The organism is Streptomyces flavochromogenes (assembly GCF_000717595.1).
GTDB classification, from domain to species: domain Bacteria; phylum Actinomycetota; class Actinomycetes; order Streptomycetales; family Streptomycetaceae; genus Streptomyces; species Streptomyces flavochromogenes.
Map to the genome: position 1 here is coordinate 53,914 of NZ_JNZO01000037.1, position 20,641 is coordinate 74,554.

At 68.8% G+C, this 20,641-nt stretch carries 18 protein-coding genes and 2 pseudogenes; 8 read left to right on the forward strand and 12 right to left on the reverse strand.

Annotated elements, in window-relative coordinates:
• Nucleotides 1–166 precede the first annotated feature (166 nt).
• Both IF00_RS0134965 and IF00_RS47890 read right to left on the reverse strand, forming a co-directional pair.
• On the reverse strand, nucleotides 167–823 hold the full coding sequence (locus tag IF00_RS0134965) for a hypothetical protein (protein WP_030325179.1): 657 nt from the start codon (nucleotides 821–823) through the stop codon (nucleotides 167–169).
• Between the two features lie 502 nt (nucleotides 824–1,325).
• Nucleotides 1,326–1,559 (reverse strand): hypothetical protein, encoded by a 234-nt coding sequence (locus IF00_RS47890; protein ID WP_063740710.1) that lies wholly within the window; start codon nucleotides 1,557–1,559, stop codon nucleotides 1,326–1,328.
• A 551-nt stretch (nucleotides 1,560–2,110) separates the two neighbouring features.
• Here IF00_RS47890 and IF00_RS45855 point away from each other — a divergent pair.
• Entirely contained in the window at nucleotides 2,111–2,413 is a 303-nt protein-coding gene (locus IF00_RS45855) for a hypothetical protein (protein ID WP_158710556.1), read from the forward strand.
• On the opposite strand, the gene IF00_RS0134975 is transcribed toward IF00_RS45855, so the two are convergent.
• Nucleotides 2,410–2,799 (reverse strand): response regulator transcription factor, encoded by a 390-nt coding sequence (locus IF00_RS0134975; RefSeq protein ID WP_030325181.1) that lies wholly within the window; start codon nucleotides 2,797–2,799, stop codon nucleotides 2,410–2,412. The two genes, IF00_RS45855 and IF00_RS0134975, sit on opposite strands and share 4 nt — an antisense overlap.
• 168 nt (nucleotides 2,800–2,967) lie before the next feature.
• Between IF00_RS0134975 and IF00_RS0134980 the strand changes: the two genes are divergently transcribed.
• The 3 genes and pseudogenes from IF00_RS0134980 to IF00_RS0134995 all read left to right on the forward strand — a co-directional run bounded on the left by IF00_RS0134980 (nucleotide 2,968) and on the right by IF00_RS0134995 (nucleotide 4,441).
• The gene (locus IF00_RS0134980; protein WP_030325183.1) at nucleotides 2,968–3,189 is read left to right on the forward strand and encodes a hypothetical protein; all 222 of its coding nucleotides are present in this window, start codon (nucleotides 2,968–2,970) and stop codon (nucleotides 3,187–3,189) included.
• A gap of 647 nt (nucleotides 3,190–3,836) precedes the next feature.
• Nucleotides 3,837–3,989: pseudogene (locus IF00_RS0134990) on the forward strand (MerR family transcriptional regulator); the annotation flags it as partial.
• A gap of 248 nt (nucleotides 3,990–4,237) precedes the next feature.
• Nucleotides 4,238–4,441, forward strand: a complete 204-nt coding sequence (locus IF00_RS0134995; protein WP_030325187.1) for a cold-shock protein — start codon at nucleotides 4,238–4,240, stop codon at nucleotides 4,439–4,441.
• A 362-nt stretch (nucleotides 4,442–4,803) separates the two neighbouring features.
• Here IF00_RS0134995 and IF00_RS0135000 read toward each other — a convergent pair whose 3' ends face one another.
• Both IF00_RS0135000 and IF00_RS0135005 read right to left on the reverse strand, forming a co-directional pair.
• On the reverse strand, nucleotides 4,804–5,922 hold the full coding sequence (locus IF00_RS0135000) for a fatty acid desaturase family protein (RefSeq protein ID WP_030325188.1): 1,119 nt from the start codon (nucleotides 5,920–5,922) through the stop codon (nucleotides 4,804–4,806).
• A gap of 7 nt (nucleotides 5,923–5,929) precedes the next feature.
• Nucleotides 5,930–6,988, reverse strand: a complete 1,059-nt coding sequence (locus IF00_RS0135005) for a ferredoxin reductase (RefSeq protein WP_030325190.1) — start codon at nucleotides 6,986–6,988, stop codon at nucleotides 5,930–5,932.
• 86 nt (nucleotides 6,989–7,074) lie between these two features.
• Between IF00_RS0135005 and IF00_RS0135010 the strand changes: the two genes are divergently transcribed.
• On the forward strand, nucleotides 7,075–8,214 hold the full coding sequence (locus IF00_RS0135010; protein WP_030325192.1) for a PucR family transcriptional regulator: 1,140 nt from the start codon (nucleotides 7,075–7,077) through the stop codon (nucleotides 8,212–8,214).
• A gap of 286 nt (nucleotides 8,215–8,500) precedes the next feature.
• On the opposite strand, the pseudogene IF00_RS41780 reads toward IF00_RS0135010, so the two are convergent.
• Nucleotides 8,501–9,949 (reverse strand): annotated as a pseudogene (locus tag IF00_RS41780) (NF041680 family putative transposase).
• Between the two features lie 586 nt (nucleotides 9,950–10,535).
• On the opposite strand from IF00_RS41780, the gene IF00_RS0135020 reads away from it, so the two are divergent.
• Nucleotides 10,536–11,066, forward strand: a complete 531-nt coding sequence (locus tag IF00_RS0135020) for a GNAT family N-acetyltransferase (RefSeq protein ID WP_030325194.1) — start codon at nucleotides 10,536–10,538, stop codon at nucleotides 11,064–11,066.
• 204 nt (nucleotides 11,067–11,270) lie between these two features.
• Here the strand turns inward: IF00_RS0135020 and IF00_RS47285 are convergent, their stop codons facing one another.
• Nucleotides 11,271–11,549 carry a transposase gene (locus IF00_RS47285; protein ID WP_342451065.1) on the reverse strand — a complete coding sequence of 93 codons (279 nt, stop codon included), beginning with the start codon at nucleotides 11,547–11,549 and terminating at the stop codon, nucleotides 11,271–11,273.
• A gap of 3 nt (nucleotides 11,550–11,552) precedes the next feature.
• On the opposite strand from IF00_RS47285, the gene IF00_RS44295 reads away from it, so the two are divergent.
• The gene (locus IF00_RS44295; RefSeq protein WP_078944975.1) at nucleotides 11,553–11,801 is read left to right on the forward strand and encodes a hypothetical protein; all 249 of its coding nucleotides are present in this window, start codon (nucleotides 11,553–11,555) and stop codon (nucleotides 11,799–11,801) included.
• 1,305 nt (nucleotides 11,802–13,106) lie between these two features.
• Nucleotides 13,107–14,813 (forward strand): SpoIIE family protein phosphatase, encoded by a 1,707-nt coding sequence (locus IF00_RS0135035; protein WP_051820774.1) that lies wholly within the window; start codon nucleotides 13,107–13,109, stop codon nucleotides 14,811–14,813.
• 959 nt (nucleotides 14,814–15,772) lie between these two features.
• Here IF00_RS0135035 and IF00_RS41785 read toward each other — a convergent pair.
• The 5 genes from IF00_RS41785 to IF00_RS42950 all read right to left on the reverse strand — a co-directional run bounded on the left by IF00_RS41785 (nucleotide 15,773) and on the right by IF00_RS42950 (nucleotide 20,538).
• On the reverse strand, nucleotides 15,773–16,867 hold the full coding sequence (locus tag IF00_RS41785; RefSeq protein ID WP_078944976.1) for a site-specific integrase: 1,095 nt from the start codon (nucleotides 16,865–16,867) through the stop codon (nucleotides 15,773–15,775).
• Nucleotides 16,868–17,084: 217 nt separating this feature from the next.
• Nucleotides 17,085–17,261: a CsbD family protein gene (locus IF00_RS0135055; protein WP_030325203.1), complete on the reverse strand. Its 177-nt coding sequence runs from the start codon at nucleotides 17,259–17,261 to the stop codon at nucleotides 17,085–17,087.
• 769 nt (nucleotides 17,262–18,030) lie between these two features.
• Entirely contained in the window at nucleotides 18,031–18,723 is a 693-nt protein-coding gene (locus IF00_RS45340; RefSeq protein ID WP_158710557.1) for a bacterial transcriptional activator domain-containing protein, read from the reverse strand.
• 86 nt (nucleotides 18,724–18,809) lie between these two features.
• Complete coding sequence (locus IF00_RS45860; RefSeq protein WP_158710558.1) at nucleotides 18,810–18,968, reverse strand: hypothetical protein; 159 nt, start codon at nucleotides 18,966–18,968, stop codon at nucleotides 18,810–18,812.
• A 295-nt stretch (nucleotides 18,969–19,263) separates the two neighbouring features.
• Nucleotides 19,264–20,538 (reverse strand): hypothetical protein, encoded by a 1,275-nt coding sequence (locus tag IF00_RS42950; protein ID WP_030325205.1) that lies wholly within the window; start codon nucleotides 20,536–20,538, stop codon nucleotides 19,264–19,266.
• Nucleotides 20,539–20,641: the final 103 nt, after the last annotated feature.

The following is a 20,641-nucleotide window of genomic DNA, read 5'->3' on the forward strand; positions in this document are numbered from 1 at the left end:
TCTGGACTTGCTGACTTCGCGGCTCGCTCCTCGGCGACCGTGGGGTTCGTCGGGCCGGCCTTGTCCGATCAGAAGGACTCCCGGTCCCGGAGAGCCGCAGGGTCCGATCGGGCTTCCTGAAGGACGAGGGCTCGACGGCAGCTCAAAAACGCGCGCCCCTCGGGGCTCACTGCCCGTGCAGGCCCCACTTGTCGAGCCCCGAGTACACAAGTGCCACGCGGCGCACGCGGCCGGAGAGGCATTCCGCCTCGCCGTTGTGCAGCGCCACCAGCGAGTCCGAGCCCCGCCACCATGTGTCGACGATGCCCTGTACCTCTTCCACCGGCTCGAAGTCGTCCAGCGAGAGGCCCTCGACCTCGTCGCCGTGCAGTCTGGTGACCTGCTTGGCCCACTGGGAGGCGTGGTGGGTGAGCGCAAGCGATTCCACCCAGCCCTCGACAGATGCGTGCAGCGGAGCCCACGTGTCGCCCCACAGGCCGAACTCGCCGTTCGGGCCGATCATGAAGGAGAAGGCGACCGACGCCCGCGGTTCGCCGCCCACGAACCACCACCCGCCCCCGTGGGAGGGCTCGGGCACATCGGCGTAGAGGTAGCGGGGACCGCACTCGTACACCGGCGCCGGAGGGAGGACCAGGCCGCCCCAGCGCTCCTGGTACGCCACTGCCCGGTCGATGACCTCCCCAGGCACTCCCAGCGCGAGCCACCGCTCTCGGTACGGCTCCAGGGGCGTGGCGTCCGCCCTGACACCGTGGCTCGCGACGAAGGACCGCGCGCGCCGGGATAGTCCCTCGGGTATGGCGTCGCCGTGCAGGTGCAGGTTCATGATCACGACGTTACCCCCGTAGGACTGAGCGTTTTCCGCGCTCAAGGCACTGTGGCCGCCGGCGGCGGCTGCCACTGAGCACGACCCTGATACGGCCGGACAGCTCCCGTGCCCATTGGACGGATCCGGTGCTGAGCGACACCGATGGTGGCCGTGCACCGTACCCGACACCGGTGGATGACTCTTCGGCACAAGCACGAGCTGCATGGCCGAGGACCGAGACCGGTCGCTTGTCGCTCAGAGTGAGGAGGTGCAGGGGTGGTCGCACGGTTCGGGCTCGTCGGGTGGGCATGCGGCGAACGCAGCGCAGGAGTCCCGGTTCATCGGATCCGGCGGCGGCGGTCCTCCAGGGCAGGGCGTCCATGGCGTGCGCGCGTTCGTCGGTGGTGAAGGTGCCGATGGTCTGGTGGAGGTCCTCGGGGGCGGGTTCGTCCGGTGAGGCAGAGCCAGCCGATCGCTGCGGTCAGACGGACGTCGGGGGCCTGTGTCCCGTCTACCCATATCACCCAGTCCACCTGGGCCTGAGCACCCGGAACGTCCTCGAACCGCCGGTGCAGACCCGTCGGTGCAGACCCGCCACTGCGCCCGGGCTGATGCCCAGCCCCTCCGCGATCTGAGGGGGTCGGGACTCCTGAAGATAGAGCTTCACCTGCTGGTAGTTGATCGTGGCTCCGTAGTCCTGGGCCAGGCGCTCGTGGATCACTCTTCCCTTGAGCAGGATCTCGGACCTGAGCATGCGTCGATCAGCGGCGCGATCTGGCTCACCACCCGTCGAGGTTGCTGACCCGCTACTTCTCCCTCGGCGGCGCGACCGAAGCGAGGTCCTGGAGGTACTTGTCGACCGGCCGGCGGTTCAGCCCGGTCACCTTCGTGATCTCCCGCAGGCTCATTGCACCGGACTTGTACAGCGATCGGAACCGCCTCAACTCCAGTCAGCGCTGCGGATCCAAGACCACCGTCAGCCGCCCTGCTGCCACCCCGAACCGCGGAAAGCAGCCACGCGGCCCCCACCCCATCACCCCACCGAAACGGTGCGCTTTCATCCGTACGAGGTGGTGCCGTCACCCTGTACGCCGGCACGTGCACCTCGGAGCCCTCCCAGAGCGACATGAGGAGCTCGACCGCATCCGTGTCCGGCTGGACACGGTCCTGGCTGATCGTCCCGCAGGCCACGTCCAACTGGTCCGTCCCTCCGCGCACTGGCACCTGCTACGGCGAGCCCGACGACGCGCCGCCCAGCGACGCCGCCCGGCGGAGCCGGGCTCGTTTCCCCGTACCCGTGTCCTGGTGGCTCTGGAGTTCCTCGTCTGCCTGGACGAGCACAGCCTCGACCTGGGCGGACTTCGGCAAGACGGCCTCGAGCGCTGGCTGGACGCGGGCAACACTCGCACCTATGCGATCCGCGACTTTCTGTCCTGGACCACCAGCCGCGGCATCATCAAGGCTTCTCCACCAGCTGGCGGAAGCACCCCACACCGGGTTGCCCTCACCCGCACCAACCGCGGCGAACCATGGCTCCTCCCCGGCCGGCCGACCTGTCAGCTCGCACCTCACCGCGACCAACTCAATCGCCGCGACGGCAACAGCTAGCGTGGCGTGCGGAGCAGTGCGGCTAGAGCCGTGGAGAGTTCCACCGGTTCCACGGGCAGGGTGATCACGGCGTCGGCGTGGCTCCATGTGGCCAGCCAGGCGTCTTGCGGCCGTCCGATCAGCAGCAGGACCGGCGGGCAGCGGAAGACCTCGTTCTTGATCTGCCAGCACACACCCATGCCGCCGATGGGGACGGCCTCGCCGTCCAGCACGCACGCGTCGATACGACTTGTTTCCAATGCCAGCAGGACCGCGGGGAGCGTCGCGCATTCGATGAACGCGACCGGCGGAACATCGGACGCGGGGCGGCGTCCAGCGGCCAGGCGGACCTGGTCCCGGGTGCGGGTGTTGCTGCTGTAGAGGAGGACCGAGACGCTTGAGGGCATCGCTTCTCCGGCTGCGCATTGGCTGGGGCGGCGGGCCCGCCCGAGAGCTGACGAAACTCAGATGTTCAAAGTTTCATAAATCGGGTATTCACGCATGTTCGGAACTAAACGGACTCCTGCTCCGTCTGTGCGGGCGGGAAGGTGAAGCGTCACGGCGGTGAGAACCCGATGACTCAGTGCAAGACCCCCGACTACCGCACCGGCCATCGCGGCCGGCACTGGACACACGCCCTGCGCTGCGCGCAGAAGGCCGGAGCCGTCGTCGTCACCGACGACACCGAAGAACCGGTGGCCTACGCCCACGAAAGCTCCGGACCCGGCCGCTTCCGTCCCTGGATCACCGAGACAGGATCCCGCTACGACAGCCACGACGTACACCCCGAGTGGTAGTAGCGAGCCGGCCCGGCCGCCTGAGAGACGTGAAGGTGCGGCAGAGCCCGTGTGCCCAATCTTGCCGTCCTGCGCGCCGCGGCATCGCCCTCGCCTGACGCACCTGGGCGACACCTGCCCCGAATTGAGCTCGGACACAAGCGCGCAGAGTTCGATGCGGAGGTGCCGGCCGACGCCGATGGTGCGCTCAGGCGGGCCCGCAGCCGGTGCCCAAGCTGCGGCGCAGCAGCCTCGGATCTTGGAGCTGCTGCGCGCACAGGAGGCTTCCGTGGAAGAGCTTTTCGACGCGCTGTTGGACGAGCCGGGCTTCCCTGAAGCCGTCCACTCCGCACCGCAGCCCGTCCGTCCGTTCCGGAAACGGCCCCGACCGGGCCCGGGCACGCTTTGTCGGCCGACTGTCGCTTCTGCTTCCCTCTGCGCCGGGGTGGCGGCCTCGCGGGCCGTGAGGCTGCGGTGGTGGCGACGCAGGAGGAGCAGGGCCGTGGCCACGAGGCCGGTGAGGAGGCCGAGCCAGACGTCGGTGGTGTCGAGGCCGGTGAGGCGGCCGAAGATCCAGGCGGGGGCAGCGCGATGAGCCGGCGGCCGATGAGGGTGACGTGGAAGCCGTTCTTGGTGTCGTCGAGACCGCGCAGCAAGCCGACGCCGACATTCGCACCCGCGCCCGCGAGCTCGTCGACCAGGGCGCCCCGATCGGCTGTGGCCGCATCGTCGTTCTCGCGGACCAGCTCGAGGAGGCCCAGCGCATCAACGTTGAACACCATCGCGGCGGCGAGGCAACGAATCCCACGGCCGCGGCTTGACCTGGGGCGCGCCTGCCGCTTCTCGGCGGGCCTGCCCGCGCCGGCCCAAGGCGCGCGACGTGTACTCGTTTCCTGTGGTGACAGGCTGTGCGGGCGTGTACCGTCCCTGTTAGCTGTCGTGGTTCGGAAGTTCCCATTGCCCATGCCTTCGGCGTGGGCGCTTTGCTGTGCTGTGCCGCAGGAACCAGGGCGATCACCTCCGTCTTCCGCAGGGTGCGGGAGGCGTTCATCGACTGGAAGGCATGGATATGGCTACCGGAACTGTGAAGTGGTTCAACGCGGAGAAGGGCTTCGGCTTCATCGCCCAGGACGGCGGCGGCCCGGACGTCTTCGCTCACTACTCGGCGATCAACTCCTCGGGCTTCCGTGAGCTCCAGGAAGGCCAGACCGTCACGTTCGACGTCACCCAGGGCCAGAAGGGCCCCCAGGCCGAGAACATCAACCTGGCCTGACCCTTCCCGCCCCATGGGCAGCTGAGCCTGCCCCCGAGGCCCCGTTCCTTCAGGTTCATTCCGAAGAGGAGCAGGGCCTCCGTGCTTTCCTGCACGTCCTGGCCTCGGACTCCTGGCCCGATCAGGGAGCACGTAACTCGTGGGTGGCTTCAAGAGCGCTCGTTCACGACTTGAGGCACGACAGAACAGACAGTCATCGCAGGCAGGGTGACCGAATCCTCCAGAGCGGGTATGCGGTGATGGGCTCCCGCGCGTATGCCGGCCGCGCGCTCCCGCGGCGGGCGGGGCTGTCGCGTGGCGCGTCTGAGAACCATGACGGTGGTGGCGCGGTACGGCCGAAAGGTCTGAACCCATACCGGGAATCAAGCCGCGACGGATTCCTGCTCCCTGTCCGGCGTCTTGATCTTGGGCTTCTTGTTCGGCAGAGAGAGCCGGAAGACCTTGTGCCACGCGGAGAACACCTGCTTGGGCAGCGGGCCGGTGACGTACTCCAGCTCGTACTTCTCGAACAGCGCGCGCACCTTCACTGCGACCTCGGCGTACCGGTTGCTCGGCAGGTCGGGGAACAGGTGGTGCTCGATCTGGTGCGACAGGTTGCCGGTCATGAAGTGCATGGCCCTGCCGCCGCTGATGTTCGCCGAACCCATCATCTGGCGCAGGTACCACTGGCCGCGCGTCTCGCCCTTGATCGACCGGCGCTCGAAGACCTGCACGCCCTCGGGGAAGTGCCCGCACATGATCACCGAGTGGGACCAGACGTTGCGGACCAGATTCGCGGTGAACGTGGCGGCGAGCGTGGTGAGGAACGACGGGCCCGACAGCAGTGGGTGGATCACGTAGTCCTTGAGCACCTGCTTGCGGATCTTGCGGCCCACGGCCTTGGCCCGCGCGCGGAACTCCGGGTTCTTGCGGCGGCGCTTGTGCAGGTTCTTGCCGAGCTCCAGGTCGTACGCTGCGATGCCGTACTCGAAGAAGCAGGCGTTGATGAAGTTCCACAGCGGCTGGCCGAGGTGGAACGGGTGCCACTTCTGGTCCTCGTCGACACGCATGATGCCGTAGCCGAGGTCGTTGTCCTTGCCGATCACATTGGTGTACGTGTGGTGCAGCTCGTTGTGCGAGTGCTTCCACTGCTCGGACGGCGAGACGTGATCCCACTCCCAGGTGGTGGAGTGAATCTTCGGATCTCGCATCCAGTCCCACTGGCCGTGCAGGACGTTGTGACCGATCTCCATGTTGTCCATGATCTTCGCCACGGACAGACCGGCGGTGCCGAGCAGCCACGCGGGCGGAAAGATCGAGAACAGCAACACGCCCCTGCTGACCAGCTCGAGCTTGCGCTGCGCCGAGATGACCCTACGGATGTAGGCGGCGTCCTTCTCGCCGCGGCCGGCGATCACCTCGTCGCGGATCGCGTCCAGCTCGCGGCCAAGCTCCTCGATCTGCTCCGCGGTCAGGTGGGCGGTGGGGTCGATGGCGGTCAAGGTGCTCCTACCGTTCGATGTCGCAGGGGCCCGCCGCGGCGGACACGCAGGTCTGGATGAGGACGCCCGGCTCGGCCTCGGTGATCTCGCCGGTGCGCAGGTCCCGGACGGCGCCCGCCTTGAGCGGCGTGACGCAGCCGAAGCAGATGCCCATGCGGCACCCGGAGGGCATGAGCACGCCGGCCTCCTCGCCGACGTCCAGCAACGGCGTGGCACCGTCCGCGTCGACGGTCCTGCCGGTGGCGCTGAACGTGACCTCACCGCCGTCGCCACCGGCGACGACGATGCCGGGGCGGAAGCGTTCGGTATGCAGGCGCTCTGGCACGCCATGCACGCTCCAGTGTCCTTCGGCGGCGTCGAGCAGGCCCGCGGGCCCGCAAGCCCAGGCCTCGCGGTCGGCCCAGTCGGGCACGATCTCGTCGAGACGGGCGATGTCGAGCATGCCGTCTGTGTCGGTGTGGACCTCCGTGAGCCGCAGCTTCCTGTCCGCGACCAGGTCGTGCAGTTCGTTGCGGAAGATCACGTCTTGCGGCTGTGGCGCGCAGTGGACCATGACGACGTCGTCGAACTCGATGTCGCGCAGCATGCCCATCACGGGCGTGATGCCACTGCCGGCCGTCAGGAACAGCACCTTGGCGGGCTTGGCCTGCGGCAGCACGAAGTCACCGGTCGGCTGGTCGAGCTGGATCAGCGTGCCCGGTTTGGCCCTGCGGACCAGGTAGTTGCTGACCTTGCCGTCCGGGATCGCCTTCACGGTGATCGTGACGCGGCCGTCCTGGCGGTTCGTCGGCGAGGTGACGGAGTAGGCACGCCACAGGCGCACCCCGTCGACGTCGACCCCGATCCGCATGTACTGACCGGCTGTGTGGCCGCGCCAGCCCCGTCCCGGCCTGATCACGACAGTTGCAGCGTCACCCGTCTCGGGCTGCACGGCCTCGATGCGCCCGCGCAGGTCAGCGCCCGCACGCAGCGGGCTGATCAGGTCGAGGTAGTCCGACGGCAGGAGCGGCGTCGTGACCATCTCCAGCAGTTTCCACGCCCTGCTGCGGAGGGCTGCACTCGTCATGACTCCAGCTTGCTGCGCCTCAGGGGGTAAAGTCCTGACCGGAGGACGTGAATCTGATCAGTGAAATTGTTCGCAGGGAACAAAACGTGAGCCATGCAATTCGGAGGGCCAGCGGACTGGCCCTGGACGAGACGACGGTCACCGCACTGAGGGCCGCGCTGAAGACCACCGCCGACGAAGTCGTCCAAGCGATCATCGACGAGGTCCCTCCCTACGCCAACGCCCTTTCGGGCCGCATGGGCGCCACCATCCGCCGCGCCGTCCGCACCGCCCTGGGGCACTACCTGGACCTCGCGAGCGGGAACGCCACAGGCGGCGACGCCGGTGACGCAGCCTACGAGCTGGGCCGCGGCGAGGTGCGCTCCGGCCGTTCGATGGACGCCCTGCTCAGCGCATACCGCGTCGGCGCCCGCGTGGCCTGGCGATGCCTGGCAGCGGGTGCCGTACCCGCAGGTCTGCCCGCCGCCGAGGTCGCCAAGTTCGCCGAGCTGACCTTCGCCTACATCGACGAGCTCTCCGCCGCGAGCGCCGCCGGCCACGCAGACGAACTGGCCGCCCGTGGCAGGGCCCACGAGCGCCACCTGGAACACCTGGCCCGCGACCTCCTCGCCGGCGCCAGCCCGGACGTGCTGCTGGCCTCTGTTCAACGGGCCGGGTGGCATCCTCCGCTTTCGCTGACCGCGGTCCTGCTGCCCGCCGTCCAGGCCCGGCCGGCCTACCGCGCGCTCGACCCGAGCACCCTCGTCCTCGACGACCTGCCGGACGCCACCGGTGTCCTGCTCGTCCCCGATGCCGACCGATCACATCTCGTGCGGCAGCTAACCGACCGCACCGCCGTGATCGGCCCGGCCCGGCCATGGACTCGTGCATCCGCCTCGTACGCACGAGCCGTACGCGCGCGCTCCCTCTCCTCTGATATTCGCGACACCGAGGACCACCTGCCCGAGCTGGTGCTGAGTGCCGACATGGACGCGTTCGCAGACCTGCGTGCCCGAGCCCTCGCACCGCTGCGGACCCTGCCTGTAGCGACCGCGCGGCGACTGGAAGAGACGTTGCGGGCGTGGCTGCTGTACCAGGGCAGGCGGGACGAAGTGGCGGCGGCGTTGTTCGTCCATCCCCAGACGGTCCGGTACCGGATGTCGCAGCTGCGGGAGCTGTTTCCGGATCTCGCATCGCCGCACCGGGTCCTTGAACTGACGCTGGCGGTCGGTCTTCGGGCCAGCTGACGCGTCCTTCGACCATCCACGACCGCGTCCGCGAGCAGCCTCATGCAGGGCAAGGTGTGAACGCCTCCCAGCCCATGGGTGGTCCGGGAACGCGTCCTGCCTGGACTCCCGTCTGGACCTCGACGAAGGCGCATCGTTGATGGACCGCGCCCACGACGAAGCGGTGGGCCTGGCCCGTACGCTGCGGGAGCCGGTCGAGGGTGAAGCCGTCGAGGTCTTCCAGCACGGTGAGATACGGCTGGCTTCCCCAACAAGGACAAGGTCGACGACTGATCCAGCTTGATCTTTAACCTGTGCGGCGTGGTCGAGGGTCGTCGACTTCTTGTTCCGGGACGTGACGGTGCCCGTCTTGCGGGGTGTGTGGACGTCGTGGCGTGGGTGGGTCGGGTGTTCTTTCGGCCGGGTGGTCGTCCGGGTCCGGGGCGGGTGGGTTTCGGTGCCCGAGCCGGGCAGGCGGCTGTCGGGCGGATGTGCCGAAATTCGCGGCGGACGCGGGCGGGCGTCAGTCTGTCCGGGGGAACGGGCCGCCTTTCCCAGGGACGGCGCCGGTCGGCCGCCAGTGGCCGGGCCAGTCGCATTTGGGTGGAGGCGGCGAGGACCAGCCAGGTCCAGTGGTCGGCCGCCTCGGGGTGCGGATCTTCGGGCAGGTCCAGCCGAGGGTCTGCTTGAACAGGCGGAAGGTGTGCTCGATGTCGAAGTGGCGCAGGTATGCCTGCCAGAGCCGGTTGGTGTCCGCTGCGTCTGCGTCGGTGCCCGACCACCACGGCCAGACCGGCTTCGGGGTGGCTCCGCTGGGCAGGTGATCGATGTCCAGGCGGATCACGGTCTCCTCGATGATGGGGAGGGTGCCGTCGGCTGCGGCCCAGGATGAGCGGTGGGTGAGCTTGAGGTGGAGACGGTCCCAGGGCCGTGCGGTGGCGGTGCCGTAGAGGCGTGTGTCGGTGACGGTTCTGGTGTCCGGGGTGCCCCAGGTATCGGGTTGCCCGAAGACGGACTCGCCGCCGTGCCGGGGCGGGCGGCCCCTGGTGCGAAGCTCCCGCGGCGGCGCCGGCCGGCGCAGGACACGGTCCGAGCGCATCCGGGCCAGCACCTGCACCGGCAGATCCTTCAGAAGGAAGGCGAGGCGGGGTGCGTCGTATCCGGCGTCCGCGATGACGAGGATGTCCGGGTCGCCGGTCTGCCTCTGACCTGCGGTGATCAGCCGCTCGACCAGGTCACGCAGCTGCCGGGCGGTGACAGGGGCGGTGTCGTCCCCGGGTGCCAGACGCCGGGCGTCCGGCGGCGCGGTCCACGAGCTGCGGCCGGGTTCCAGCGCGCAGATGATCGAGTAGGGCCAGCCGGGGACTGGGATGTGCTGGTCCTTGGCCCGGCCGTAGGTGTGACACCGGATCCGCTCCGGTGAGGTGTGGGCGTCCGGCCGCAGCCGGCAGGTGACGTCGACGGCCAGGACCAGCCGGCAGTCTGCGGCCCGCGGCAGCGGCACCGCGGCCAGGGCTCGTCGCATCCGGTCCGTGTCGATCCGGCCCTGGGTGAGCGCGGCGTAGAGGCCTCCGTGACCGCGGCGGTGTTCGCCCGCCAGCGACAGCTCGGCTGGCGATTTCACCGGCCCCGCACCGCCGAGAACCGCGTGCGCCAGCTCGAACAGAGCATCCGAACGAGCGGTGAGACAGGAGTGGAACTCGCCCCGGAAGCGTGACAGTTCCACCAACGCCTCTCGGCGGGCATCACGATGCAGCAGGCTCCTCCTCACGGCCTTTCGCGCTGAATGTGTGTTCCTTGGTCGGAGCACATGTTCAGACGAAGGCCGCTTCCGTATACGGCGGATACCGAGCCGAGTGATCAATTACGACGCACCGTTCGAGGAACAGCTTCTACCGGCGGCGCAGAGATCCGGGCCCGCAACGAGTGGACCAGTCACCTGCCGGCGACAGCGGCCCTCCACCGGTCCGCACGACGACAAGTCTGCCGTCTTCGAAAGCGATTCGGTCACCAGCGGCCCGGAAGAGCGGGCTTGCCGGCTCGAAGACATACCCATCGTCGGTTTCGATTTCCTTTACCAGTACCAACCGCGAGGTCGGCGTGGCTCCGTCAGCTACCAGGCGCATGCCGAGATGGTCCCACGCGGCCTGAGATCACCTCGACCTCATTCAGCGGCTGACCAACGGCCCGGACGTTAAAGATCAAGCTTGGGCCTGTTGCGAGAGTCGATCCTGGTCCTGAATGGTCAGGCGCCATGTGGGCGTGATGTGCGCGCAGTTGTGAACTCGGGTAAGCCAAAAATGCCTGATCAGATGGTTCGGACGAGTGTTAGCGTCGCCGGCATGCCCGAACTGATCACACCCACAGGCCAACTCCGTTCCTCATGGCTCGCGGCGCGCGACGAGTGGCCTCCAGGTGCCCACCAGGACGGCACCGGCTTGCGTCTCGCGCCGGACGCCGACCTCGCCAGCCCCCAGTCTTTCTCGGCGTGGGTCGAGCAACTGAAGCAGCAGTCGGACAAGTCGGTTGCCGTGGGAGAAGGGCGCGTTCACGCCACCCATTGGTGGATCGTCGAGGGCGACAGCTATCTGGGAGCCATCGATCTACGGCACTACCTGAACGCCCTTCTGCTCGATGTCGGCGGGCACATCGGCTACAGCATCCGTCCCTCCGCCCGAAGGCGCGGCTTGGCCACGTGGGCCCTCGGTGCGGTTCTGCCTGAGGCCCGCGCGCTCGGCTTGGATCGGGTCCTCGTCACCTGCGACGACGACAACGTCGGATCGGCACGCAGCATCGAGCGCAACGGTGGCGTCCTGGAGGATGTCCGCACCACCGACGCGGGCGTCAAGCGCCGTTACTGGATCACTCTGTAGGCAGGTGGCGCAGCCGGGCTGGTCACAGTCACTCGTCGATGATTGCGACCAGCACGGTCGCCTCGTAGCGGACGGCGAGTTTGTCAGTGCGTGGCCACCGCGCGATGGCGTTTGAGGCGGTTGATCATGAACTCGACGGCGTGGCGTTCGCGGTCATCGGTCTTGTCGAACTTCGGCGGCCGGCCTCCGCGAGAGTCGAGGTTCTTACGATTTCGGACGCGGTCCGCCGGGACCGGAATGGTGGCTGATGCCGCGTCTGCGCAGGTAGGCGCGGTTCTTGCGGGAGTCGTGCGCCTTGTCCGCGCGGACTCGGCCCGGCCACTGTCGGGGGCGCCCGCGCCCCAGCCGGGGCACCTGGATCGCTTCCACAACCGGCCCGAACTGCGGCGCGTCACGTGGCTGTCCGGCAGTGATCACGATCGACAGAGGCCTCTGTCCCTGCTCAACTGCAAGGTGGATTCTGCTGGTCAGCTGAGCCTGCACGATGTGACGAGGCCCGTCCCCGTACCGCTACTGGTTTCCTCCTGGGACGCGAGCAAGGAACATGTCGACGTCTGGCTCGCGCGCCGTATCCATGAGGAATACGGCGGCCTGAGCAGGGATCTCGACCGAGCCCGGATCCGCGAACTGGTGCGCGACCGGCGGATACTTCCGGTTCTCGACGGCCTGGACGAAGGATCTCCGGACCGCGGGGGCGGCCGCGGCGTGATCGTGGCGAGCAGCCCCTGGACGTAGTGGCTGCTCGCGAAGGTGACTCTCGCGGCTATGGGGAGGTTGCCATGGGCGACCATGGCATTCCTGGAGGACGCGCGCCGGGTGGGCCTGCTGCCGACAGGTCGGCGGCGTCTACCAGTTCCGCCACGCCCAGATTCAGGCGGGCTTCGCTGCACATCAGCGAGGCGGAGTACCGGCGCGTCGGCGGCGCGCCCGCACCCGCGTGCCCTGGCCGGTCCGCCCGCTGCCCGCGGCGACCAGCACCCCAGAGTCCGTACGCATCCCCGGCTACGTCGGGCTGCGGAGCACCAGAGGGCAGCCGGCTATGTACGTGGGGATGTGGACGATCGCGCTGTTGTGGATCGGCATCATCACCCTTGAGGACGGCTGGCAGGACCCTGATGCCTTGCAGACCGTGGGCTTCTTCGTGGCGCTTCCCCCCCCGCCATCGACCTTCTGCTACCGCCCCTCACCTGGCGGCGCGCCGAGTTACGCGTGGACGAGAACCGGATCGAGTTCGCGTCGGTAGGCGGGCGCTCCGCTTCGAGTGGCGGGAGGTCGCGGACGTCGCACCGCGCCTGTTCGAACCGCCGCACGGCAAGCATGACGACGGCACCGTCATGCTTCACCTGCACCTCACTGCCGAAGCCACTCCCCGGCCGGGGATCCGTGTCGACAGCACGGGCTGGGTGGCCCTGTGGCCTCGACTGCCCCACCGCGGACCCGGGCGACGCGACGATCCGACCCGAATTGGATGACGCGCTCGTACGCCTCGGGGGCGCACGATGGCGGCCGTCTCCGGCGGGGAGATGACGGGCCGGCAGTGAGCGACGGCACCCGGGCGTTGATCGAGGTGCTGCGCCGGGCATCACATGGCGCACGAGCGTGTCGTCGCCGCCTTGGCCGCGGCTCTGCGGGCCGGAGCCGTAACAGCGGATGCAGTCGCGCTGAAGGCCGGCAAGGCCGCCCAGGCCGAGACGGAGGCCGCACCGGATGCCCCAGCCATCGGTCAGCCACCGGCGGCGGTGACGTCCCCACGCGAGTGGCGACTCGCGCATCCTCCACCAGTGGCCCGAGGCCTTGCCAAGAAATTCAAGATCACCGTGAACACGGTCTACCGGATTGTGCCTGGCGAGACCTGGACAAAGGACATTCGTGCCAAACCGCAGGTCCGTGTGCACGATCGGTTCCGGGAATCGGTTCCGGGGTCCAGGGGCAGGCCCCTCGTCCTGCAGGGGTGCGGGGCGCTCCCGTCCGTCCAAGCCGCGTGATCTACTGAGACGGTTCTGTGGACCTGTCGATCCGAGGCGCGAAAGGTGCAACCGTATGCGAAGGCAGGACCCGGCGCGAGCCATACCGACAGTCACTGCTCCCGCTGTCGGTGAGCTCGGCGGCTATGTGGTGGACGAGACGGGCCGGATCGTCTCGGTCAATGACTGTGCCCTGAAGCTGCTGCGCCTCACTCTCGAAGCCGCGCTGGGCCGCGACCACCACGAGCTGCTGCATCGCGACTCCGGCGGCCATACCGGCCCCCGGGCGCTGTGCCCGGTCATGGACGCGGTTTTGTCTCGCGCCGCATGCAGCGGCGAGAGCCTGTGCTTCCTGCGCGGAGACGGCCTGCTGCTGCCGGTCCACTGGACTGCCATCCCCTACCCTGCCGGGAACGACTCCGGCACACTGGTGCTCTTCCACCCCTGTCCGGTCGAGGTGAGCGCCGAGGCCGAGGGCACACTGCCGGAGCTCGACCGCCTCGCGCTCCTCGCCGAGACCACCACCTCGCTGACCTCGACGCTGAACGAGCAGGAGACCGTCGACCGGCTGGCGCACCTGGTGCTTCCCCGTCTGGCCGACTGGATGATCGTGGACCTGATAGCGGACGGCGGCGACATCCGACGCACCCATGTGGTCGAGCACCAGGCAGGCCGTCTGCTCAGGCGCCCGGAGTTGGAGGGGCCGATCCCCGCCGTCACTGCGCAGTCCCCCCTGCCTCTGTCACGGGCCCTGCGCGGCAGCGGCGCCTCCCTGGCCGGGCCGCAGGTCTACCAGGGCGAGCCCGACTCCGGTATCGCCGTCGTCCAGCACGAGCTGTTCGCCGCCACCGGCATGCACTCGGCTGCCATCGCCCCGATCCGCGGCCCCCGCGAAGTCCTCGGTGCCCTCACCCTGGGGCGGGGCCACAACCCTGTGCCGTTCGCCACCCGTGACCTGTCGCTGCTGGAAGACATCACACGCCGCGCCGGACTGGCCATCTCCAACTCACGTCTCTACCAGCGCCAGCGTCGGATCTCCGAAACCATGCAGCGCCACCTGTTGCCTCGCCTGCCCGATGTACCAGGGGTCGAGCTGCATGCGAGTTACCTGCCTGCGCCCGACGCCTCGCAGGTCGGAGGCGACTGGTACGACGCGTTCCCGCTTCCCGACGATACAACCGGCCTGGTCATCGGCGATGTCGCCGGCCACGATCTGGAGGCGGCCGCCCGCATGGCGCAGCTGCGCAATATGCTCCGTGCCCTGGCATGGTCCGAGCCGCACCCGCCCAACGCGGTCGGTCAGCTCGACCAGGTGATGGCGCGCGCCACCGACCTGGCCACGGCCACCCTCGTCCTGGGCCGCCTTGCCTTCTCTCCGCAAGCCGGCTGGACCTGGGAGTGGACCAACGCCGGCCATCTGCCGCCCCTGCTGCTCACCCACGACGGCCGCGCCGAATACCTGCACACTCCGAACAGTGTGCTCCTGGGCACCGGCATCAGCGTCGCCCGGGGACGTGACTGCGTCCACCTGCCGCCCGGCTCGACCTTGCTCCTGTACACCGACGGGCTTATCGAGTCCCGGGAGCACGGCATCGACCACGGTCTCGCCCGACTCCGCCGCTACGCCGCGGCTGCCGCCCACCACACTCTCGGCGTCCTATGTGAACGGCTCATCGAAGAGGTGCGACCTTCGGACAACGACGACGATGTCGCCCTCCTCTCCGTGCGCGTACCCGCCGTCCAAGCACCTGACCGACCGGAAAGGCACCCCACGGCACGGTAACGGCGAAGCATCGTTTCGCGGCCTCCGGTTGTGATTCTGTTCGCGCAACGGCTTGCACCGGGACCCGGGACGGGCACCATCGGCCGGGAGCCGCGCACCTGGACTAGAACATGGGCGAGCCGAATCGGTGAGTGCTCGCGGCCGGGTGCCGGGTCGCTGGTGTGGGTGAGGTCCACGGCGAGGCCAGCCCGGTGAAGCGGGTGGCGGTCCACGATGCCGTTCATGATCGATTGGATGAGTCTGACCCCGCTGGACGCGGGCGGCACCACGGTGGGCTGCGCCGGGGAGCATCCCGGCTTCGCAGACCCGGCGTACGTGCGCCGCAGGAATCTGATCGCCGAACGGGCGGAAAGCCGCCCGGTGGGGGAACCCTCCCGCACCGGACAGGGCGACGGAAACGGTTCCTCCGCCGCCTGGCGCCCAGCTGGAACGACGGGAACGCATGCCCGGCCCTTCCCGAGGCACACCCCCAGGAGTGAACCGTCGGGGAGTCGCATTGACGGTTCACTCCGCGACGCCGTGACGCGCCCGGGTACGGGTCCGGCCGATGGGCCGGCTGGGGTGCTCCTGCTCCCTGCTTGCTTGAACATGGCCGGCCGTCACAAAAAGCGTCCACAGCGGCGAAGGCAAGCTGAAGGGCCGACTGGCCAGAACCGGAAGCCGCTGAGCCAGGACGAGGAGCCAGTGGAGAATGAGTGTTGCGCCCCGGCGCCGGTAGAAGTGGGTGTTCTCGCTCGCGGCCCGAAGCGGAGGCCGGTTCAGCCGGGCGACGAACACCGGGCTGATGTACGTGCTGATGTACGCCGCCTACGCCTCGTCATAGGACTGGCTGGTGGCAGCCGCCCAGTCGTCCGTGTAAGGCCGCGGTGGGAACCGTTTCTTGGCGGCCCGGAGAGCCTCGTCGGCGAGTGGCTGAGCGTCTCGGATGGCGGTCGGGGCGTCCAGGGTCTCAGTGCTCGTCACCATGAGTTCCCGAAGAGAGTCTTCAGCGAGTCGGGGTTGTAGCCGGGGGCCGGTGGTGCCGGCGGCCGATCGCGCTGCTCGGTTCGGCGTGCGTGATGGGCGCGGACGCGTTCGATTACCTCGTCCTGACTGGCCGGAAGGTAGAGCTGTGTGGTCGTCAGATGTGCGTGACCGAGGACCCATTGGACGTCTGTCAGGGGCATGTTGGGGTCGCGAGCGAGTAGTCGGTAGGGCGGGGTGTGGCGTAGATCGTGGAGCGTCCAGCTCGAGCCGAGGAGATCGTGGGTCCGGTTGAACACTGCCCGTGCCGCGTCGTAGTTCAGTGGACGCCATGGTCGCCACAGCGTCCACCACAACGGCAGGTTCTTGCCGTGCGGGACGCCGTCTCGCCGGGCCTCCTCCTGGTAGAGCCGCAGCCAGACGAAGGCGTCGGTTGAGCAGGGAAGCTGCTGGTGGGCCCGGGTTCCCTTCCGGATCACGCCAATCAACTGCTGACCGGGAGGGGCGTCACGCTGCCGACTGGTGAGGAGCTCTTCGGCGCGGGCAGCGTTGGAGACCCAGAAGGCCGGCAGGGCGCGGTCCCTGTTGTGGCGGAGTGCAGCGAAGAGGGCATTCAACATCTCGTCGGGGATGCTGCGGGGTGCACGCTTCGGGATGGTCGGCCGGTAGCGGCCTGCCCGTTCCGGCTTAAATGGCTGGTCAGGCTTGTGGTGGGCGTTCGCGCGGCTGCTGCGGCGGGAACGGTCAAGCGGGAACGGGTTGATGATGGGCCCGGTGCCTTCGTCCTGGTGGAAGTCGTAGAACGTGCGCAGCACGGTTTCGCAGTGTGCCCGCGTCCTCGCGGCGTACTGCGGGCCGGGCGAGACCTTGCCCGTGATGGCGTTCGTCGTGCCAGGGATCTTCTTCCGCGTCGTCCGCGGCTTCAGCGCCGTCTTCTCGGAGTAGCCCGCGTCGCGGTGTCTCCAGTGCAGGCGCTGCGGCTTGTTCGCGATGTGCATCCACCGGGTGAAGTCCCGTGCATCCGCACGAGTTGCCCGGTTCCACTCGATGTCGAGCGCCCACAGGAACCGCCACCAGCGCAGCAGGTCCATGCCATATGACCGGACCGAGGTCCCGCGGACAGTCGACCACTCGAAGAGGCTGGGATCCCGCGACACCACGCATCACGGATACGCGGCCAGTCAGCTTGCTGTGGACCTCGTCCGGCGCGTCGCATCGGCACAGCGCGCATATGGAGCGGTTTCCAGGGGCGGGGATGGAAGAAGGGCCCGCCTCCTTGGGAAGCGGACCCTTCTTCCAGCTGATGGTTCAGTGTTCGTCGCGCTTGCCGCGCAGGGAGCCCTTGGCGTCGGACGCGGCTTCCTTCGCCTTGCCCTCAACCTGGTCCATCTTCCCTTCGGCCTTCATCCGGTCGTTCCCGGTCACCTTGCCGACCGTTTCCTTCGCCTTGCCCTTGATCTTGTCCGTGCGGCCCTTGTCAGCCATGACCTGTCCTTCTGAGTGGGGAATAGGTGACGATGACAAATTAGGACGGATAAAGACACTTCGCCTGCCGGGTCTGCTGCCAGGCGTACCCCATCGTCCCTGAGCATCCGACGCGACCAGAGGCTTGTCGCCGCTGCTGCCTTGGCGGGGCGGGCCTGCCGGGGCCGTCCTCTCGCGTGTACTCGGTTTTCAGGCACTGGATCGGCTATCACCCGTACGAGGGGTGTGTGCCTGCCGGGAGACGGGGCGAGGGCATGGGCGGGGCTTCCTCGGGCACCCGAAGAGGGAGGGAGTTCCGTCCCTTCCGATCGAGGGAGCTGGTGTGATCATGGGAAGCGACGTACGGACCGGGCATCCGACTCGCCCGGGCCCGTCGTAGCCGCAGCCGGCGCCCGTTGAGGCGCCTGTCCTTCCCGGCCGGCCGGCACCACCGCCTGCCCCGGGCCCCGAACGCCGACGCAAAGAGGTGACCATGGGTACGCCGCCCAACGATCCGGTACCGCCGAGCCCCACCCCGACACCTGGGCCCGGTCCTGGCCCGCAACCGGGCCCCGCGCCCGGTCCGGTGCCCGGGCCGGGCGGTCCTGACCCGGTGCCGCCGACTCCGCCGCAGCCTGGGCCGGACCCCCAGCCGGGCGGTCCCCGCCCGGAGCCGGGGCCCCACCCCGGTCCACTGCCCGGTCCGGTACCCGCGCCTGAGCCGCTCACCTGACGGCCGGAGCCGCTCAGTGCCGATGCGCAATGGGGCTACCAGCCTTCGGGTCCGGCATCACTTCCCCCTGTTGTCCGTGATGCGGGGGTGGTCACCGGGCCCGGAGGCATCGACGGACCGCTGATGAGGGGCTTGAGCGCCGGGGCTGTGCGTGATCGCGGGTGTGATGGCTGTGGCCTGGAGGCCGCGTTGCGGTGCCGGGATCTGGTCGGGAACGGGAGGGTGGGATCCCGGCTTGGGAGTCCCGCCCCCTTTCGGCGGTGGGTTAGGGGCGGGTGTTTTGCAGCATGTGAATGGTTTCGGAGTTTTTTCTTCCATGGCCCATCCGTGGTCGGTGAGGAGGGTTTCTAGTCGTTGGATGGCTTCTTCGAGGCCGGTGTGGTCACCGAGGAGGGCCAGTGCGTGGAAGCGGTGGCGCCAGAGTTCTTCGCGTTCCCGGGCTGCTTCCAGGCCGCGGCTGGCTGCCCATAGTGCGCCTGGGCCGTCTCCGTCTTCGAGGTACCAGTTCGCCAGGAGGCTGGAGGTGTTGACGACTTTGTCGTTGATGTCCTCCACGATTGGTTCGGCCCAGCTGTAGTAGGTGGGGCTGACGCCGGAGAAGGGGCGGCCGTGGACCAGTTCGAGGGCGCGGCGCAGTAGGCCCTGGACTTGGTCGCGGGGGACCTGGAGGGCGATGTCGTGGAGGAGCTGGAACTGGATCCAGTCGCATTCCACTCCGACGAGCCGGTGGCCTTCGGCGTGTTTGGTCATGCGGCGGAAGTAGGGCTGGCCCCCATCGTCGAGGCCGAGCCACCGCCGCACATCACGCAGGCGGGTGTTGCGGGTCTTGGGGTTGGTCAGTCCGCCGCGGGGGGAGAGGACTCGTCGATCTGTGGGGCCGTGGCGCCGGGGTGGAGGACGAGGAACGCGGCCAGTTCCATGGCCCGGGTGCGGCGGTTGGAGTCGATCGTGCCGCGGGCGCCGGTGACCGCCACCGGGCCCAGGATGCTGACCACGGGCCGGTCCTGGGGGAAGCCGGCGTCCCGTAGTTCTGCCCCGGGTGTACCGGCGGCGAATGCAACAGCGTTGGCGGGAGGTTGGGCCGGGGGAGTGGGCGGGAGGGTGCTGGGAAGCCGGACGCTGATCTGTGGCAGGGCCCGCGAGGAGGGCAGGACCACATGCCCCGGCGCCGCGGAGGCAGGCATCACCGGCACTACCAGAGTGACGCCGGTGTTGCCGCTCGTGGCGCCGGCAGCGGACGAGGAAGGGCGGATGGTGACCGAAGTCTCCACAACGGCTTCGCCGTCGTCTTCAGACCCGTCCTCCTCTTGATCGTCCTCTTCTCCTGCGTCTTCGGGATCTTCGTCGAGTTCGGCGAGGACGGACAGCAGACTCGGCGCCGCCGGGCCTGTACCCGAGGGCGGCTGCGGTGAAGGAACAGCGGCGGTGGCGGGTTCGAGACCGGGGCAGGAGTTTGGCCAGAGGGACGGGCTCTGTGGCGGGTACGCCGGTGGGGGAGTCCGCTGTCACTGCGAGGGTGAGGATGTCGGCGTATTCGTCGTCGCTGCACATCGACAGCACGCAGTGCAGCGTAGTGTTCGGCACCGCCAGGGTAGGGGTATCGGTGTCGATCTCCCACACCTCGCCGGCGGCGGCACGGGCGGGCTGCGCATCGCTGGTGATCACCGCCGTGGACGACAGCAGCTCAGCATCCAAGATGCTGTCGAGGCGGCTCACGGCCTGGGGAGCCGGGCAGGTGTCGAGATCGCAGAGCACCACCAGGGGCTGGAACTCCTCGGCGTCATCCGACACCCGGGCGTGGAACAGATCAGGCAGATCCACCTCGGCCATGAGCCGCTGCTGGTCCCCATGGTGTGCACCCGCTGCGGCGGTGGCCGTTTCGAGGTCTGGATGCGGCTGCACCCGCTGGGCGTCGAGCAGCGACAGCCCCGGGGCGGTGTCCTCACCCGCGACCAGGACATCCACCTGCCCCGGCGGAGACAACGCCAGCGAGACACCCAAGGTGCGCAGCATCTGCAGGCGGCGGCTTCCCGTCAGGTGCAGCGCACCGAACTCCTCCAGGTCGATGAGGAGGACCCCGCCGCCTGTGTCTTCCCCCAGAGGTACGAGCCCTGGGTAGGGAGCGGCGACCTCGGCCAACTCGTCGCTGTCCAGGAGCTCGGTGGAGTCAGCGGGGCACCACCACACCCCGGAGCGGTCCTTGACCGCGGTGAACGGAGCCGCCGCGCCGAGCGGGAGCTGCCCGTCACTGTCGTTCGCGGTCTCGGACAGGTGCAGCAGGACGCCCTCCGCACCCAGCCGAATGGCGACCAGAGGAGGCAGCGCCCGTTCCTGCGCAGCAAGGTGGGAGGCGAGCGTACGCAGCGCGGTATCCAGAAGCAGCAGTTCCGTAGTTGAGTCCCTGCTGCGCAGTGCCTGCTCGGTGACCGCTGCACGACCGGTGGGCATCACGATGGCCGTGCCGTCTTCACGCTGGCGCCGCTGCAGGGCGCGCCGTCGCCGGAGCATCAGTACGACGCCACCGGCGACCAGAGTGCCCCCCGCTGCGGACAGCAGGGTGCTCATGGCGGAGTCGTTGGCAATGCGCTCGACGGCAGGCGCTCGGGTGCTCGTGGCGCTGGGGGTGGGGGCGGGGACCCGGCTGGTGGGGGGCTGGGCAGTGGGGGAG